At 29.4% G+C, this 17,442-nt stretch carries 19 protein-coding genes; 9 read left to right on the plus strand and 10 right to left on the minus strand.

What is annotated here, in order from left to right:
* The first annotated feature begins 23 nt into the window (after nucleotides 1-23).
* A complete protein-coding gene (locus K8N75_RS09000; RefSeq protein ID WP_223791729.1) occupies nucleotides 24-1,214 on the plus strand; it encodes a glycosyltransferase in 1,191 nt (396 codons plus the stop codon).
* On the opposite strand, the gene K8N75_RS09005 is transcribed toward K8N75_RS09000, so the two are convergent.
* The 4 genes from K8N75_RS09005 to K8N75_RS09020 all read right to left on the minus strand — a co-directional run bounded on the left by K8N75_RS09005 (nucleotide 1,201) and on the right by K8N75_RS09020 (nucleotide 5,755).
* A complete protein-coding gene (locus K8N75_RS09005; RefSeq protein ID WP_223791730.1) occupies nucleotides 1,201-2,232 on the minus strand; it encodes a glycosyltransferase family 2 protein in 1,032 nt (343 codons plus the stop codon). The genes K8N75_RS09000 and K8N75_RS09005 overlap by 14 nt on opposite strands.
* Nucleotides 2,233-2,375: 143 nt before the next feature.
* Entirely contained in the window at nucleotides 2,376-3,299 is a 924-nt protein-coding gene (locus tag K8N75_RS09010) for a glycosyltransferase family 2 protein (protein ID WP_223791731.1), read from the minus strand.
* Between the two features lie 46 nt (nucleotides 3,300-3,345).
* Nucleotides 3,346-4,776, minus strand: coding sequence for a flippase (locus tag K8N75_RS09015; RefSeq protein ID WP_223791732.1), 1,431 nt, complete (start codon nucleotides 4,774-4,776; stop codon nucleotides 3,346-3,348).
* Between the two features lie 43 nt (nucleotides 4,777-4,819).
* Nucleotides 4,820-5,755, minus strand: a complete 936-nt coding sequence (locus K8N75_RS09020) for a glycosyltransferase family 2 protein (protein WP_223791733.1) — start codon at nucleotides 5,753-5,755, stop codon at nucleotides 4,820-4,822.
* Between the two features lie 56 nt (nucleotides 5,756-5,811).
* On the opposite strand from K8N75_RS09020, the gene wecB reads away from it, so the two are divergent.
* Nucleotides 5,812-6,891, plus strand: a complete 1,080-nt coding sequence (gene wecB, locus K8N75_RS09025; RefSeq protein ID WP_223791734.1) for a non-hydrolyzing UDP-N-acetylglucosamine 2-epimerase — start codon at nucleotides 5,812-5,814, stop codon at nucleotides 6,889-6,891.
* Between the two features lie 23 nt (nucleotides 6,892-6,914).
* Here wecB and K8N75_RS09030 read toward each other — a convergent pair whose 3' ends face one another.
* The 4 genes from K8N75_RS09030 to K8N75_RS09045 form a co-directional block, all read right to left on the minus strand.
* Nucleotides 6,915-7,565, minus strand: a complete 651-nt coding sequence (locus K8N75_RS09030) for an acyltransferase (RefSeq protein ID WP_223791735.1) — start codon at nucleotides 7,563-7,565, stop codon at nucleotides 6,915-6,917.
* A 317-nt stretch (nucleotides 7,566-7,882) separates the two neighbouring features.
* Nucleotides 7,883-8,050 (minus strand): class III signal peptide-containing protein, encoded by a 168-nt coding sequence (locus K8N75_RS09035; RefSeq protein ID WP_223791736.1) that lies wholly within the window; start codon nucleotides 8,048-8,050, stop codon nucleotides 7,883-7,885.
* A gap of 27 nt (nucleotides 8,051-8,077) precedes the next feature.
* Nucleotides 8,078-8,251: a class III signal peptide-containing protein gene (locus tag K8N75_RS09040; RefSeq protein ID WP_223791737.1), complete on the minus strand. Its 174-nt coding sequence runs from the start codon at nucleotides 8,249-8,251 to the stop codon at nucleotides 8,078-8,080.
* Between the two features lie 125 nt (nucleotides 8,252-8,376).
* Nucleotides 8,377-8,550, minus strand: coding sequence for a class III signal peptide-containing protein (locus tag K8N75_RS09045; protein ID WP_223791859.1), 174 nt, complete (start codon nucleotides 8,548-8,550; stop codon nucleotides 8,377-8,379).
* A 284-nt stretch (nucleotides 8,551-8,834) separates the two neighbouring features.
* Here K8N75_RS09045 and K8N75_RS09050 point away from each other — a divergent pair, with 284 nt between their 5' ends.
* A complete protein-coding gene (locus K8N75_RS09050) occupies nucleotides 8,835-9,398 on the plus strand; it encodes a hypothetical protein (RefSeq protein ID WP_223791738.1) in 564 nt (187 codons plus the stop codon).
* Nucleotides 9,399-9,593: 195 nt separating this feature from the next.
* Here the strand turns inward: K8N75_RS09050 and K8N75_RS09055 are convergent, their stop codons facing one another.
* Nucleotides 9,594-9,770, minus strand: a complete 177-nt coding sequence (locus tag K8N75_RS09055; RefSeq protein WP_223791739.1) for a Flp family type IVb pilin — start codon at nucleotides 9,768-9,770, stop codon at nucleotides 9,594-9,596.
* Nucleotides 9,771-9,979: 209 nt separating this feature from the next.
* Here K8N75_RS09055 and K8N75_RS09060 point away from each other — a divergent pair, with 209 nt between their 5' ends.
* From K8N75_RS09060 to K8N75_RS09085, 6 genes are all read left to right on the plus strand, one after another.
* Nucleotides 9,980-11,119, plus strand: a complete 1,140-nt coding sequence (locus tag K8N75_RS09060) for a glycosyltransferase (protein ID WP_223791740.1) — start codon at nucleotides 9,980-9,982, stop codon at nucleotides 11,117-11,119.
* A 329-nt stretch (nucleotides 11,120-11,448) separates the two neighbouring features.
* Complete coding sequence (locus tag K8N75_RS09065; protein ID WP_223791741.1) at nucleotides 11,449-12,726, plus strand: hypothetical protein; 1,278 nt, start codon at nucleotides 11,449-11,451, stop codon at nucleotides 12,724-12,726.
* On the plus strand, nucleotides 12,723-13,421 hold the full coding sequence (locus K8N75_RS09070; RefSeq protein WP_223791742.1) for a metal-dependent hydrolase: 699 nt from the start codon (nucleotides 12,723-12,725) through the stop codon (nucleotides 13,419-13,421). Before K8N75_RS09065 ends, K8N75_RS09070 begins: the two co-directional genes overlap by 4 nt.
* 606 nt (nucleotides 13,422-14,027) lie before the next feature.
* Nucleotides 14,028-14,663 (plus strand): Era-like GTP-binding protein, encoded by a 636-nt coding sequence (locus tag K8N75_RS09075; protein ID WP_223791743.1) that lies wholly within the window; start codon nucleotides 14,028-14,030, stop codon nucleotides 14,661-14,663.
* Between the two features lie 14 nt (nucleotides 14,664-14,677).
* Nucleotides 14,678-15,061 carry a DUF2073 domain-containing protein gene (locus tag K8N75_RS09080; protein WP_223791744.1) on the plus strand — a complete coding sequence of 128 codons (384 nt, stop codon included), beginning with the start codon at nucleotides 14,678-14,680 and terminating at the stop codon, nucleotides 15,059-15,061.
* Nucleotides 15,045-15,350 carry a Zn-ribbon domain-containing protein gene (locus tag K8N75_RS09085; RefSeq protein ID WP_048191086.1) on the plus strand — a complete coding sequence of 102 codons (306 nt, stop codon included), beginning with the start codon at nucleotides 15,045-15,047 and terminating at the stop codon, nucleotides 15,348-15,350. The genes K8N75_RS09080 and K8N75_RS09085 overlap by 17 nt, the downstream gene beginning before the upstream one ends.
* A gap of 46 nt (nucleotides 15,351-15,396) precedes the next feature.
* On the opposite strand, the gene rqcH is transcribed toward K8N75_RS09085, so the two are convergent.
* Nucleotides 15,397-17,379, minus strand: a complete 1,983-nt coding sequence (gene rqcH, locus K8N75_RS09090; RefSeq protein WP_223791745.1) for a ribosome rescue protein RqcH — start codon at nucleotides 17,377-17,379, stop codon at nucleotides 15,397-15,399.
* Between the last annotated feature and the right edge of the window lie 63 nt (nucleotides 17,380-17,442).

The raw sequence follows: 17,442 nt of genomic DNA on the forward strand, positions 1-17,442 counted from the left end.
TCATAAATATATGAGGTTAAAAATTGAAAATATGTATAGTACCAACCATGTTTCCAAAATATAAAGGGGATTATTATGGTTCATTTGTATTTGATGATGCTAAAGAATTAGCAAAAAAAGGATTTGAAGTTCATGTTGTTACACAACACAACAAGGGTATACCATACGAAGAGAATATGGGAGGAGTTCATATTCATAGGTTTAAATGGCTTGAACCCGGAGAATTTAAGGCACTTTTACATTTTAAAGGATTTATTGATAATTTACGATTGACTACATATCTCATATCACTATTTTTTTATTTAATATGGATTGTTAGAAAGTATAATATAGATATTATTCATGCACACTCTGTGATTCCCACTGGATTTATCGGAGTTATTGTATCAAAAATTGTTAGAAAACCCGTTTTCATCACAGTACATGGAATGGATATAACTAATTTTGAAAATCGTCCGTTTTATAAGAGATTAATAACTTTTTCATTAATAAATTCCATTAAAACTATAGCTGTAAGTGAATATATTGCGAAAAAGATGATATCATTAGGATCTAACCAAGAAAATTTAATTATCTTAAGAAATGCTATAGATACAAACAGATTCAAACCATTAAGGAATTCAAATCTACGTAAATATTACAATATCAATGATAAAGATGTACTAATATTGTTTGTTGGATATTTAGATATTTTTAAGGGGATATTAGAATTATTAGAAGCATTTTTTGAATTAAACGAATATAATAAAAATCTGAAACTTATGATGGTTGGAAATGGGCCTAAAGAAAATATACTAAAAATGAAGGTACTCGATCAAGATTTAGAAAATTCAGTAATATTCACGGGGAAAATTCCGCCTGTTGATATTCATAATTACTACCAATCAGCAGATATATTTGTTCTCCCATCTTATACTGACTCTGGTGGACCTCCATTAGTAATTATGGAAGCAATGGCTTGTGGTTTACCTATTATTGGTACTAATATAGGAGGGATACCTGAAGGAATAGAAGATGGCATGAATGGATTCATTATACCTCCAGGAAATGTTGATGAAATGATTAAAAAATTAAATATTCTATTAAAAGATGAAAGTTTAAGGAAAAAGTTTGGAAATAGTTCTTTAAAAAAGATATATGAAAATTCAATGATACAAGAAAAAAAGATTGATGAATTAATTAATTTATACCAAGAACAAATTAAAAATCATTAGTAATAGTAACTATGCCAGAATATAATCCTCTATAATAAGCCATAAATAATTCAGGTTTTTTATAATAAATACTCAAAAAAATAGGAATTAAAAACGCCCCCAATATCTGATAAAATATGAAAAATAGAAAATCAGATCTTTTTGACCATCTTTTCATAAATAACCATCTATTTCTTGTAATGTAATATAATCCAATCTTTTCTTTAATTCCTCCACCAGATTTGGATATTTTATGCCAAATTTTCCCTTTTGGAACGAAAACATTTTTATATCCTAATTTAGTAGCTCTAAGAGTCCAATCTATTTCTTCAAAATATAAAAAAAATCTTTTGTCAAGTAATCCTATCCTATTAATCACTTCTTTTTTAATGAGAAATGCACATCCACTAACATATTCTACTTCAGCAATTTTATCATACTGGCCATTATCCATTTCATTATAACCAATATTAAGACCTCTACTGAACTTCCAGGATATTTTTCCTTTTGCAAACCAAATTCGATTTGGATCATTGTAATAATATATTTTTGGTCCTAGAATCCCAATTTCACTATTACTTTCAGAAACTTTTAACATTTCTACTAAAAATTCTCTATCCACAATTGTATCATTATTTAAAAGCATTACATAATCAGGATCTAAGTTATTTAGAGCATAAGTAATTCCAATATTATTACCCTCTGCAAATCCATCATTATTCTCATTTTTAATTAGAAAAAGTCTTTTAGTTGATGATTTAATATTCTTCTCTATTTCAATATATCCATTTGGTTTAGTTTCTATAAGTTTTATAGGCTTATTAATTGGATTATAACTAAAAAATGTGGATTTTGTTTTTAATTGTCCGTTACAATATTTTTTTATATTATCTATTGATTTGTCAGTAGAATTATTATCCACAATAATTACATTATAATTATGATACTTATTTTGATAAATGGATTCCAAGCACTCAATTGTATCTTGCCATCCATTCCAATTTAAGATTATAATTACTACATTTTTTTTAATATTCATATGATCACTAATTATTGTTAAAAACAATAATACAACTAATTAATAAATTATTATAATTTCCGCAAATTCTATATAATTCGGTTTTATGTTTAATTTTTGTATTATTCCAGTTCATAGATTATCACACTTTGTCAAATATATGTCTAATATTTCCTTAATGTAAAAAATACATTCAGAAATATATTATAATATTTTTTTTGTATGAATGATACTAAATAAAGTAACCAATATTTGATATTTAGGGGATTATATCTAATTGCATCCATTAAATATTTCCTAGATTTACTTTCATCTCCATTTAAGAAAGCATAAATACCTATATTTGCTTTATTAACTGCTAATATTTCTTTGTTATCATTAAAATCTGCAAAATGTTTTTTTAAAATTATTTCGGAAGATTTTAAATTTTTTGAATAATTAATTGATGCACTGTCTGATGAACAATATGCAATTGATAATGGTTCATCAATAAATTTAAAAGAGAAATATTTTGAGATTCGGATATATAATTCCCAATCTTCCAAATTAGGAAGATTTTCATCGTATAAGCCTACTTTTTTAAAACATATCTTTCTGATTACACTTAAACCACTTACAAAGTTACCTTTAAGTAGTTCAAAATGAATATTTCCTTCTTTCTTGGTTACTTTAGGAGTGGGAATATAGATCTTTTTATTATCCTTTATATGCCAATATCCAGAATATACTACTCCTATTTTATCACTTGCTTCTAAAAATACATCCATTTCTTTTTCTAGCTTTTCTGGAAGCCATTTATCATCACTATCTTGGAATGCAATAAAATCGCCTTTAGAATATTTAATTCCAGTATTCCTCGCAGCAGCAGCTCCTCTATTCTTTTTATGCACATAATAATTTATTTTATCTTCATTAAACCTTTGTATAACTTCTTTAGTGTTATCGGTAGAGCCATCATCAACAACTATAATCTCATAATTAGTATAACTTTGATCTAAAATACTATTAATTGCTCTTGTAATTAAATTAGCCCGGTTATACGTAGGTATAATTATACTTACAAAAAGTTCATCCTTTTTATTGGTCACATTATCACCAAAATTTGTCAGATTTATATTATTTAAAATTCCATTGTTAATTTTTAATAACCTTTTTAATTAGTAATAACTCATCTGCATCAAATGTTCTTAATGAAAATAGGATAGTGATATATATCAGTATTGATATTGGAACTATTATAAAAATGGTGAATTCGGAAAAAAGGAAAATAAAAGATCCCATTACTAAACTAGCTATAATAACCTTTATTACATCTTTCAATTGATTAAATGAAATACCATATCCCATATTTTTAGCAACAATAAAAATCAAAACTAACAAAGTAAATTCTGTTACTACAGTTACGATACTTGCACCAACATAACTGAATTTGGGGATTAGTAATAAGTTTAGTAAAATATTCTCTATCATACAAATCCCTGTAATTTTTGTTAATGTAATTTGTTTTCCTGCAGATAAAAATAGTTGTGCAAATGCAGTATATAAAAATGTGGAAATACCCGACCATATAAGTATTTGTAGGGCAATTATAGAATTTTCGTATTGTTTACCAAATATTAATAATATAATATTTGGTGATAGTAATGTAATTCCAATTCCTAAGGGAAAACTAATTAATAGCATAAATTTAAAATATTTTTCAACCAAGTTTTGTAGTGAATTTTTTGAATTTACATATAATTGTGACATTGCAGGGAATACAGATATATTTGATACGGATTGTACAATCATACAGACAGTGACAATTTTATAGGCAGCATTATACCATCCAACGGCCTGATTTCCCTGTAATATAAAAAGTATAATGGTATCTACCCAAACATAAACAAATACAAAAATTCCATTAATTCCAAAGGGTAATGCTTCTTTTATTTTAGATATACTAAATTTAAGATCTATTTCAAAATTCAATGGAATAAATTTCTTTATACAAATTATAATGTTACATACTAAGAGTATTGCACTTAAAATAAAGTATAGAAAAGCAAATCCAATAATATTGAATCCATAAATAATTGCTAATAAAACCCCGATAAGCATTGAAGCACTATAAAATATTTGTCCTATCGATTGAAATTGCATTTTTTCAAATGCCTGAAAGATAGAATTAAAAATACCGTTAAATGAATTTAATATAACAGATAATGCAACTAAATAGACAACGGTAACAGTTTGTATAGGATAATTAAATGCATTTAAAATTAATGCGATTATTAGTAAGGTGACAATTGAAAGAACTATCTTTATTAACAAAAAATTTCCAAGAAATTTTCCTGCTAAAGATTTATCCTTCGAAATTTCCTTAACAGTTAGAGTATTTAAGCCAAGATCAGCTAAAATACCAAATATACCTGTAAATGCAATTGCAAAAGATAGAATTCCAAATCCATCTGCCCCGAGATATCGAGCTGTGATTATTGTATAAAAAAAAGCAAACAAATAACTTAATATTTGAGAAATTAATAGTACTATAGTGTTTTTTGCTATAATCTGAACATTAGACATAAATAGTTTCCCAATTTGATCTATTAAATAAAATTATTCTAATTTATTTTTTTGATAATTTATTTTCTTTTTGTACAATGTATATTTCCCGTTTAAGTAGACTAATCTGAGTTGCTACAAATCCAAAAATCAATATTTGTATTCCAGAAATTATCATTAATACCATGAATAGCATCAATGGACGAGTAGGATCTAAGGTACCCAAAGTGTATTCATAAAAAAGATATATTCCGCTCACTATTCCAATTAAACATAGAAATAATCCCATAACTCCAAATAGGATCATAGGTTTTTCGTATAAAGAAAAAAGAACATGGGAAATGGTTTTTGATCTAAATTTAAGTTTTGATTTCCCAAGTTGTCTTCCTTCCAATAGAGCTGGTATTTCCTTAATTTTATACCTTGTAGCAATAGCTTTAGATAATATTTCAAGATTTATGTTGGTGCCATTTGATTCTAACTCCATTGAATCTAATACTTCACGTCTGTAAGCCCTTAGAACACTTGTAACTGTACTTAAATTTTCAGACATTGAATATCCAACAAACTTGTTTGCTACTTTACTGATAAAAAGTCTGAAAAATGGAACATTTTTGACTTCACCACCTTCCATGTATGGGGAACCAACAACAATATCAATTGTTTCATCATTTAGTAGTTCAAATGTAAGTAAATTGATATGTGAAGCATTATAACTTAAATCGGCATCTATAGTAATAATGATATTTCCATCTGATTTTTCAAATCCTGTACGTAGTGCTCTACCCATTCCCATATTAACTGATTGCCTATGTACATGAACATAAGGATTAGTTAATGAAAATTCCTTTGCCAACCTAATAGTTTCATCTTTACTTCCATCATCCACAACAAGTATTTCGTAGTCTTCATAATCTTTCATTATACTATTAACCTCTACCAATGTTCTCAAAACATTATCTTCCTCGTTGTACATAGGGATGATCACAGATATTTTCATGATACTCATTCAGAAAGGCTTAATATATATTCTTTTCCACATATTCATAGAGACAAATGAAAATAGCAACAATCTTTGGAACGAGACCAGAAATAATCAAACTTTCAACTTTGATACCTCTTTTAGATAGGGATTTCAATCAAATTTTGATTCATACAGGACAGCATTATTCGTATAAAATGGATAAAATATTTTTTGAGGATTTAGACCTCAGGGATTGTGATTATAGTCTTAATATAGGTTCTGGAACACATGGAAAACAGACAGGTAATATGCTTATGGAACTTGAAAATGTGCTTCTTCATGAGAAACCAGAATTGGTTATTGTTCAAGGAGATACTAATTCAACACTTGCAGGTGCACTTGCAGCATCTAAACTTCAAATACCTGTAGCACATGTGGAGGCAGGATGCAGATCATTTGATAGAAGAATGCCTGAAGAAATAAATAGAGTTTTGGTGGATCATATATCAGACTATTTATTTGCACCAGATCTTAATTCATTTAAAAATTTGACATTATCTGAATGTATACCTTCTGAAAAGGTTTATCTTGTTGGAAACACTTCTGTTGATGCATGTATACGGGCTATGAAAATTTTCAATCGGGAAACTCTTGAAGATTATTCCCTAAAAAAAGATAGCTATATATTATTTACACTGCACCGACAGGAAAATACAACATATGAATCTTTAAAAGAGATTTTAATGGCTTTAAACATCATTTCTAATAGAATAAAAGTCTTTTTTCCAGTACATTTAAGAACTAAGAAAGTAATAGAAGATAATAATATAGAAATCAATGATAATGTGATTTTATCAGATCCATTAGGATATAAAGATTTCATGGGGCTTTTAACCAATTCAATGTTTGTGATGACTGATTCTGGCGGAATACAGGAGGAATCTGTAGTTTTAAATGTTCCATGTTTGATTATAAGGGATAATACAGAGTGGATGATCTATGTTGAAATAGGTAAAAATCTTCTTTTGGGAACTAATCACCAAAAAATAGTGGATATTGTTAATAAATTGCTTGACAACCCTGAGATTATAGAAAAGATGAAATTGATTGAAGCACAATTGAATCAAGGAGCTTCAGAATCTATAGTTTCAATATTAAAAAACATCCAATAAAATTTTAAAAGAATATATTTACATTAATTTATTCTATTCATCTTTTTTAGATGTTTTGGGAGAGGTTTTATCCTAGCTGGAGCACCTATTGCTAAAAAATAATCAGGAACGTCCATTGTAACTATTGCTCCGGCAGCCACCATAGCACCTTCTCCTATTTCTAGATCAGATAAAAATGTTGAATTAGCCCCTATGGAAGCTCCCCTTTTGATAACAGGTCCTTTGAGATCAAAATCAACTCTTATTGGATATTTATCATTTGTGAAACATGCACATGGTCCAATGAATACATAATCTTCTATAACAGAATTCGTAGGGATGTATACATTAGATTGGATACTGACGTTATTTCCAATAGTAGTGTGTCCTTCTATCACAGAATTAGTTCCAATAAGTACGTTATCTCCTATAATTGTTTTCTCTCTAATAATTACAGCATGGCCTGTTTTAAAGTTGTTTCCAATTTCTACATCATTATATATTATTGAATTTGAACGAATAAGAGAATTTTTGCCTAATATAGGCGTATTTGATCCTGTTTTGTATTTTAAGCCTATAGTAACATTTTCAGATTTTGAAGATAATTTTTCAATATTTGGTGAATATTCTCCAAAAAATAAACTTCTAAATTTCGCCATATTTTTTGTTCCTAAAATATTTTTTAAAGGTGGCATTTAACCTCTTATTTCTAACCCAATTTTTGCTATAATGATAAGTTAATTTAGAATTTTTAAACATACTATGTTATTTCTTATTAATGAATTTACTTTATTATTTTAATAATATAAATTTAGATATTAAAACAATTTATTTTATTTCCAATTTAATTTTCATAAAAAATAAGATATTTCTAAAGAAAAAAAACAACTTTAGAATGAATAATAACATCAAGTTATCTGATTAATTTAAAATAAAAATTAGTATTAACAGTTCAAAAATTGGAAATATAAAAAAAAATGAAATAGTAGAAATGCAAAATGTTAACAGTTGTTTACATCCTATTAATTGTACTGTCCCTAGCAGTGTCAACGACATTACTAATACTGGTAGCAATTTGCTGGGAAATATTAAATATAAATCCTCCAGCAACTATAACTAGAACCAAAAGGGCACCCATAATTAATATCATTTCAGCGCTAATTTGTGCTTTTTCATCCATTAACATGCAAATCCACTTTTTAATTAATTAAGTTACACTTTTTCTTACATTACTTATGTCTGTGGAAGCATTCAGACCTTGTTGTCCTTTAAAGTATGAATTGTATATCAATAGTGCAGCTACTGCTATTACAATTACTCCACCAAATAAAAGGATATATTCTGCTGCTCCTTGTCCACCTTCATCTTTTAAAAAGTTCATATTTTTTCCTCCTATTAATCTAACAATATTCTATATATTTAATGTATATAAATATTATACCTAATTGATTTAAGTCTAATGAATTAGTTTATGAGTTAAAAAAAAATATTATGGTATCGAAAAAGTTATGTCACGCTTTTTCTTACATTACTTATGTCTGTGGAAGCATTCAGACCTTGTTGTCCTTTAAAGTATGAATTGTATATCAATAGTGCAGCTACTGCTATTACAATTACTCCACCGAATAAAAGGATATATTCTGCTGCTCCTTGTCCACCTTCATCTTTTAATATTTCCATTAATATCTCCCCCAAAAAAAATTTTTTATTATAGACATGAATAAACTATAATGTAACAGTTTATTCTTATTACTGAGTATTATTTCCCATATTAATAAATATTTTGTAATAAATATGTGATTAAAATCCCAAAATTATTTATTTTTTATTAATCTTATATATGATAATATACTATTTTAATAAGTTCATACACATTTAAGTGGCATGTTACTGTTCACAAATTAATAATTTTTATATATGTTTATGTGCATATAATCACATAACAAAAAAAGTAGTGTAAAACCATGCCAAAAAATTATAATATGAAAGAAATGATTCTTGAACTTCTCGAGGGAAAAGAACTGTCAAAAAAAGAACTATTAGAAGACATTCGGAAAAAATCTAATCGTTCCACATCAGATAAAACTCTCAATGAATCATTGATGATTTTGTTAAAGGAAAAAAAGATCTATATAACCAGCTATGATTTCGGAATTTATGATGGTGTAAAGAGAATACAATCAATCAAACCTGAAGGAATCGTTTTTGGGCTGATGAAAACTGATTTTGTTGAAATAGAAACCCTTATTAAAATTCTGGAAAGCGATGATGTTGAAGTGGTTAGAAATGCTTCTTCAAAACTAAAAAAGAACTTTAGAAACAAGATTGATGATCTCAAATCACGTAACTCCTTTGAAGATGGTGAAGATCTTGATTCACTTTTTAATAAAACCATCTTTTATATTTACTCACAATCTGATGATCAAAAGAGAATTTTAATCAATAAATTTGCATGGAGTCTCAGTAATGAAGACGGGTCTGTGAACCTTTTTGAAGATATATTAAATTATATGCAGGCACAGAGTTGATTTTATAAAAATTTAAATATTATTCCTAATTTTTATTAATCTATTGTTATATCATTTAAAATGGAGTATCATTTGTTTTAAGAATGTTTTTATTTAATAATAAATTTTAAGAGACGTATAACAAAATTATCAGTAAATTACTAAAAAAATAAGATGAATTTTAAAGATTATATTGTTAGATTAAAAAAAATGTAATTAAGAAACACTACCCCTAACAATATTTAAGTCTTCAGGTGCATGAAATGGTGAAACTCCTGGTTTAAAATAACTTCTATATATAAAGAGTGCAGCTATTGCAATAACTATGATCCCACCAAATAATAATATATATTCTGCTGCTCCTTGTCCCGATTCATCTTTAAAAAAATTCATCATAGCCCTCCCCAACAATATTAATATTAATAACTTTTAATTTATCATTATATAAGTTTTTCTAAAAAAAAGATTAGAACTAGATTAAAAATCAATATTTAGTTCTAATAGTAGCGCTATACATTCTAAAATAATATAATATGTTCATATTAATGTTTTTAATAGAAACCAAAAAATTCAGTATTTAAAATAATTAGAGGATTTTTTTCATGAAAGTACTTATAATGCCTTGTGGTATCGGTTGGGGTCATGTGTCACGTTGTATAGCAATTGCCAGGGAACTTGAAGCAGAGGGTATTGAAGTATTTTTTGCAAGTTATGGTTCGGGATATGAAATTCTAGAATCACAACATGAATATCCAACTCAAAAACTTCCGGATATCAAATTTTATGGGGAAGGTGAGTTTGATATTAAATACACAGTTAAAAAATCTATTAATGCACCTTATATATTTCTTAAAAGCATTTATAATGAGTCAAAGATCATTAAGAAAATTAAACCTGATATTATAATAGCAGATTCACATTATTCTGTTCCGATAACAGCTAAGATGTTGGGTATTCCATGTATCATGATAACTAATGAATTAACACTCAACTTTTCAGAAATCTACCCTGACGAAAGAACAATTAAATATCTAGAATCTGGTCTTATAAGATTTTTTCAATATATGTGCAAACTTTGTAGGGTGGTGATGGTTCCTGATGTTCCAGGTTCCACAGAGGTACCAGCTAAGCTCAAAGATATGGTTGTTCATACTGGACCATTTCTTAAAAATAACCAGCAAAAAATGGTTAATAAGGATGCTTTAAGAAGAGAATTAGGATTTAAAAATTCAGAGCGTATAGTTCTTGTAACTGTAGGTGGAAGCAATTTTGGGATTGAATTATTGGAGTTGATATGTGAAGCATCTTCAATGATTGAATGCGACAGATTAATAATTGTTACGGGACCACAAATAAAAGCTGATTTTATCCAAGAATCTCATAAAATTATTAAAAAAGAGTTTTTAAACAACATGATGGAATGGATGAAAATATCTGATGTGATTGTAAGTTTAGCAGGTCATACAACAATCATGGAAATAATGTCGCTTGGAATTCCAAATATTATAATTCCAATTGAAAACCATTCAGAACAGATTAAAAATACAATTAATTTTCAAAAATATGGTATATCCATAATAGAGAATATAAAAAATTTAGGTCCAAATAAAATTGCAGAGGATATAAACTGTTTGCTCAATGATCAAGAGATAAAAAATAGGACAGAAATAGTTAAAGAAAAATTTTCAAGGTACAATGGAACAGAAAATGCATTGAAGATCATATTTGAGCATGCTAAATGAGAATTATTTTAATTATTTTGGGATTGAAGATATCTATATAATAAAAGCAGTGAAGTACAATCATACCAAATGAAATTCATATTGATTGTTCAGTATATAAAATTAGACCATTCATTTTTTTCCAATTTAGTCTGCAATCTTTATGTTTGTGATAGATTGAATTATAATAAGAGTTATGGAGATAACCTACTATTTAAATACTTAATAGATAATATTATACATTAAAAAAGTATAGTTATTATCAAGAATAGTGAATCATTTATATTTTAGACATTTTGATCATTGGTGATAACATATCTGGGGTAATCAATATTATTGGGAGGTAAAGGATGATCAATTTACTCGTCACGGTTTTTGGAGGTCTACTGTTTATTGCAGGATTTTATGGAATGTCCTTTGGTTTTTCTACTCCCCCTAATTTCGGACTTTTCTTTGGGGGATTGTGTTCTTCTGTTTTTGGTATTATTATGATGGTATTTTTTTCTAGCAAAATTGATCTGTCAAGATCAAAAACTTCTAAACCAAAGAATAAAATTCCAAAACAGGCACCTAAACCAGTAACAGGAAAAGCTAAAAAGGGTGCAATAGAAAAACTAGGACAAAATATAAAACCTCCAGCCAAACCAGCTAAATCTTCCAAAAAAATTAAGCCAGTGAAAACTAAACCCATTTCAGCGGATGATAAGAAACCGATAATACCATCTAAATCTGAAAAAGAAAAACCAATGAAGAAAATTACTCCTGTCACATCAAGACCTGTACCTAAAAAAGTTAACCAAACATCTAAAGAAGTATTACCTAAATCTGAAAAAACATTTAAAACAACTACTCCTCCAGAATTATCAATGGAAAAACCAAAAAAGAAGGCTCCCATATCTCAGGCTACAGAACCTAAAGTTGATGTTCCTCCAATAAAACCTGTTCTCCTTAAGGAAAGTGCAGATGAAAAACCAGATAAAAAGGAAAAAATTAAGCCAGTTCCTAAACATATTGATGTTTCTAAATTAAAAAGTTCTAAATCCAAGGAAAAAGATGAACAGGAATTTGTTAAAAACAGACTGGATCGTTTGAAGGAGAATTATATTAAAAATGCCAAGGATATTGAGAGTATTATCGATGAAAGATTAGATTCATTTAAAGGTACTCTGGATACATTGAAATCTGAATCACAGGAGCCAAGCATCATATGGTCCTTTGATGCTGGAGATGTACAGGATGCATTAAAAGACACAATCTCAAAGGCAGATAACAAAATATTAATGATGTATCCATGGATCAGGAACATTGATGTTTCAATATTAAAAAAATTTATGGACACAGAGAGTAGAATGATAATTCAGGAAGCTAGCTTAGATGATGATACTTCTGTAGAATTAATTAAACTTTTAATTGGAAATAAAGTTGAGATCAGAACAATGCCTCATATACACACAGTTGCAGTTGTATCAGACAATACAAATGGTCTTATTATATCAACAGACCCGATCTATGAGAGTTTTGAGGTTGGTGTTATGTACAAGGATCAGAAGTCCATTGAGGAAATTGAAAGACTTTTTGAAGATGCATGGGAAATTTCAAAGGATTTAGACATGGAGATCAGAAAATGAATATTACCTGGCTGGGACATTCAGCATTTCATATAACAACCGATGAAAATCTTAGAATTCTAATTGACCCTTTTATTAGCAACAATCCAACATCCCCTGTCACAGTCGAAGAACTTTATGCAGATGTTATATTAGTATCACATGGTCATGGGGATCATTTTGGAGATACAATGGAAATTGCCAATAGAACAGGAGCAATTATAGTCTGCAATCATGAACTTTCTATCTACCTCTCCAAATTGGGTTTTGAAACATTAGGAATGAACATAGGTGGATCAGCAAAAATTCAGGATATTAAAATTACAATGGTCAATTCACTACACTCCTCTGATATGGATTTTATTGAGGAGGTTGATGCAGGTGGAAGTTCAGCGGGTTTTATATTGGAACTGGAAAATGGAAGGAAAATATATCATGCAGGAGACACAGGAATATTTTCAGATATGCGATATGTGATTAGCCATATATATCAACCAGATATCGCAATGTTGCCTATTGGAGATCGTTATACAATGGGTCCATTTGAGGCAGCTATAGCTGCAGAATGGATTAATCCAGAGATAATTATTCCAATGCACTACAACACATACCCCGCAATAGAACAAAACCCACTGGAATATTCGGATATGGTTAGAAAGTCAAATAAAAATGTTGAAGTTATAATATTAAATCCTGGTGATAGTTACAAGGAGTGAACTACCCCTCCCTTTCGGAATGGGCTTCTTCCTTCATGGAATCCACTATTGTGCTTTCTCAGAGAAGCTTTAATTCCCGTAGTTCCTACGGTACTGATTAGATTAAGTTTAGTTTACTTGGCTATCGCATACTATATTAGTAATAGGTATTAATTATTATTTATATGTTGTGGTTGGATTCATCCCCACCCTCATGGATGGGGTATTCTCCAACATTAAGATAAATTTTATTTTATTATTTTAAATTTGAATATCTAGGCTATCAAGATTTTATTTCAAAATATCTTTTTAATTTTATTGGATTTAATTCCTTATTATTATTTAGTATTATCATTAAAACAGGAATAAATTTAACATTTTAATTCATCAACTTTTGTGATATAGTTTAACTATGGCCTCTAATGTGATCAAGTCTCCAAAATACTATTGAGGATATGGTATTATGTTAAGGGTCAAAAACAGAACTTATATAAACCCTAAGGTTTAACTAATAAACAAGAATGGTACAGTGGGATTCATAAAGGAAAATAATAATACCATTAGATGATTAAGTATATTCTTATGGTCTAATGTCTTAATCATTGTGAGTTGATAAGAGTGATAAACATGCGGAAATTCTTCAGACGTAGCTTTTTTAAAAACATCTTCAACAAGCTTATTGGCAAGGATAAAAAACTTAAAATAGGTTTGTACGGACACCCCAATTCGGGTAAAACAACACTAGCAAATACAATGACAAATGATTGGATTGGTAAACCATTAGGCCTTGTATCCGAGATTCCTCATGAAACTAGACGTGTTTACAGACAAGAACGTGTTCAAATTGAATATGATGGAGTAGAACTAGACTTTGATATTGTTGACACTCCAGGAATAGCAACTAAGATAGACTATAAAAATTTCCTAGAATATGGTTTATCAGAAGAAGAAGCAAAAGAAAGAGCAAAAGAAGCAACTAAAGGAATTATTGAAGCTATAAAATGGTTAGATGATGTTACAGGTGTGCTTTTGGTTGTAGACGCCACACAAGATCCATTAACTCAAGCAAATATTACAATAATGGGCAATCTTGAAGCACGTAAAATACCATTTGTTATTGTAGCCAATAAAATCGACCTTCCTGAAGCTTCCTCTGAGAGAATCACTTCTGTTTTTCCACAACACACAGTTGTACCTATTTCAGCATTACACGGAGAGAATACAGCCGATCTTTATCAGGCAATGGTTGATAAATTTAATTAATTAGGGGTTTTAAAATGGATAATACAGAACCAAATGCTCTAAAAATGGATTTTCTATCCTCGGATGCACTAAAAACCCGAACAAGTATGGAAAAGATTTCCATGATCGTTGATAAGGTTAAAAACGGTGATCTGGTAGTTATAGAGGGTGGTCTCACTCCTGGAGAAGAGGCAGAACTTATTGAAACTACAATGCGTGAAATTGATGTTGAAAATTTCATGGGAATTGATATATACACTCTAGAAAAGGACAAATCTTCATTTTTTGGGCTTTCAAAAAAGAAAACTATAGGAATAACAATTATTGGTCCTGCAAATGTAATGAAGGCAGTCAAGAAGAGATCAAACTTCCTGTCCATGATTGCCAACCTGGGTGATTCAGGTGCATCGCTGCATTAAATGTGGATCAGAGTTTACAATAAACTCAGAGGAAGTAATTCTTAAAGGATGTCCTGAGTGTGGTAGTAAATTCTTTGAATTCCATCAAAAGGGAAAAAAACCAGAAATACAAGAGATTAAGGGAGACTCAATCGAAACCATAATGATAAAAGAACATGGTATATATGAGCTAAATTTACCTTCTTTATTAGAGGATGACTCTATAATTATTTCTGATCAAGAAGGAATGTATGTTATAGACATTAATTTTCTTCTAAAAAAACAGATGAAAGATAAAGAGAAGATGTAATTTTCTCCAACATATTTATTTTTAAAAGGATTAACCAATGAGATGTCTATCTCCTTTTTCTTTTGGAACCCTTTTTATCTACAAAATCACATTTTCCAGAAGGTAAAACACGGACAACATCTTCTATTATGAACATTTTATCTGTATCTATCTTATTTTTTATCTGCATTGCTATTTCTTCTTTTTTAGTATAACCCGGTTTAATAGATGCAAAATTTTCAGTGTATTTAGATACTGCTTCCGGAGGTCCGGCCATTATTCTTTCTCCTTCGTAATCTACTTTACCAATTGCTAGTGTTAGTGGAAGTCCTCGGATATAGTTTCGTGATCCTCGTATTATGAAGGCCCCTTTAGTAACAAATTCACCTGATTGTGGTGTTTTTGATACCTGTTCGGGATGAACCCAGTAAACATCAGCAGAACCTAAGCCTTTAGCCCAGGCACTAGAGAAACATGCTGCAAATGCAGCAGCTTGGTTAATACTTGATTCTGGAATTTCATCTTTACCTGCCTTAAGAATAATGGATGCAGCACCATGTATATCTGAATGGAAATAGATATCACGGTTTTCCATATGTTTCTTAACAACCATTTCATTGGTTGTTGCATCCCTGCCACCAATAACCATCAAACCATCAGATGTTAAAAACCATCTTAGCTTTTCATACCATTTAAGATCCTTTTTAACCCGTTTCTGAGGCACTAAAACCTTTTCCATTTCTATTTCTCGCTTACCTTTTGCTTTTTTAATTTCCTCTTCAGTCTTAGCAATAGCAATATTAACTCCTCTAATTTTCTTTTTAGCTTTTTTACCTTTATTATAATATACTTCTGCATTTTCAGGAATGCCTAACCCGGTATCAATATTAACTATGATTCCATCAAGGTTTAATGTTAAAACGCCCATTTTATCTATTGATTCAATGATTTCCAATCCTTCAGTTTTAGCTTTTTTAGCTTTTTTTATGATTGAAATGATTTCAAGCCATGAATGTTTCTCTCTAGCCTCATTTATAATATTTATAATATTTTGTATATTTTGATAATTGGAATATATTGCTTCGCCCTTTATCTTAGAATCTTTTACAGTTTTATTGAATTTTTCAAGAGTTGCCAACTGTATTGCTAGTCTTTTCTCAAATTTACCAACTTCTCCAGACCATACTTCATTGTGTACCTGTACAATATCTTCACCAACTATACTACTGTAGAATTCATCAGAAGCTTCATTGAAGGTTTCGTATCTTTTTTTCTCATATTCTGAATACATCTGAAGATCAAGAGGTAAAACATCGTCTTTTTTTCCAGATACTATCTGTGGTTTGAAATCATATGTTTTAATGGGTTTGAAAACATCATTTAAAGCGCTGTGCAGTGCATTAATTTCATCATCAGTTACTTCACTAGCCATTTTCTTTTTATCAACATTGGATCTCAATATTATCTCTTCGGCATATAATCCTCCAAGACCATTTCCAGCAAGAGTTCTAATTATATCTCTATCAGAATTCTGGAATATTTCTTTTAATTGATCTTTTTTAATTTCAAGTGGATTAATACCCCTTTCAGGCGGATATTTGTATTCCTCCTTTGAAGATATCTTTCTATCCTGCCATAATTTTCTTTTCAGAGGTAGAATGATCTGATCATCTTCATCCAAAAGTATTATATTACCCTTAGCAAAGAGTTCTATAACCAATGAAAATTTATGCTCCTTCTGGATATCGATCCGCATAATCCTATCAAAGTTGTGTTGACTCACTCCAGTTACACGGCCTCCTTTAATATACTTTCTCAGAAGCATAGGGAAGTTTGGTGGAACTTTGGGATTTTGTGGAGGATATTGGGTCGTATGTACCCTTAAACCAGCCTGAAAGATCACATCAACACGGCCTTTAGAAGGCACATGGAACCGTATAAGTACAGTATCTTTGGTTGGTTGGTATGCCTTTTGAACCCTAGCATCCTTTAACAGATCTCCTAATTCTTTGCAAATTGCGTAAATATCAACGTTGGACATGGCTTTCATTGGAACACCTTATGGTTTTATTTATGACAAGAGACTAATAATAAACATATTTGGAGGTAAAAG

This window comes from Methanobacterium spitsbergense, assembly GCF_019931065.1.
In the GTDB taxonomy this organism is placed as follows: domain Archaea; phylum Methanobacteriota; class Methanobacteria; order Methanobacteriales; family Methanobacteriaceae; genus Methanobacterium_B; species Methanobacterium_B spitsbergense.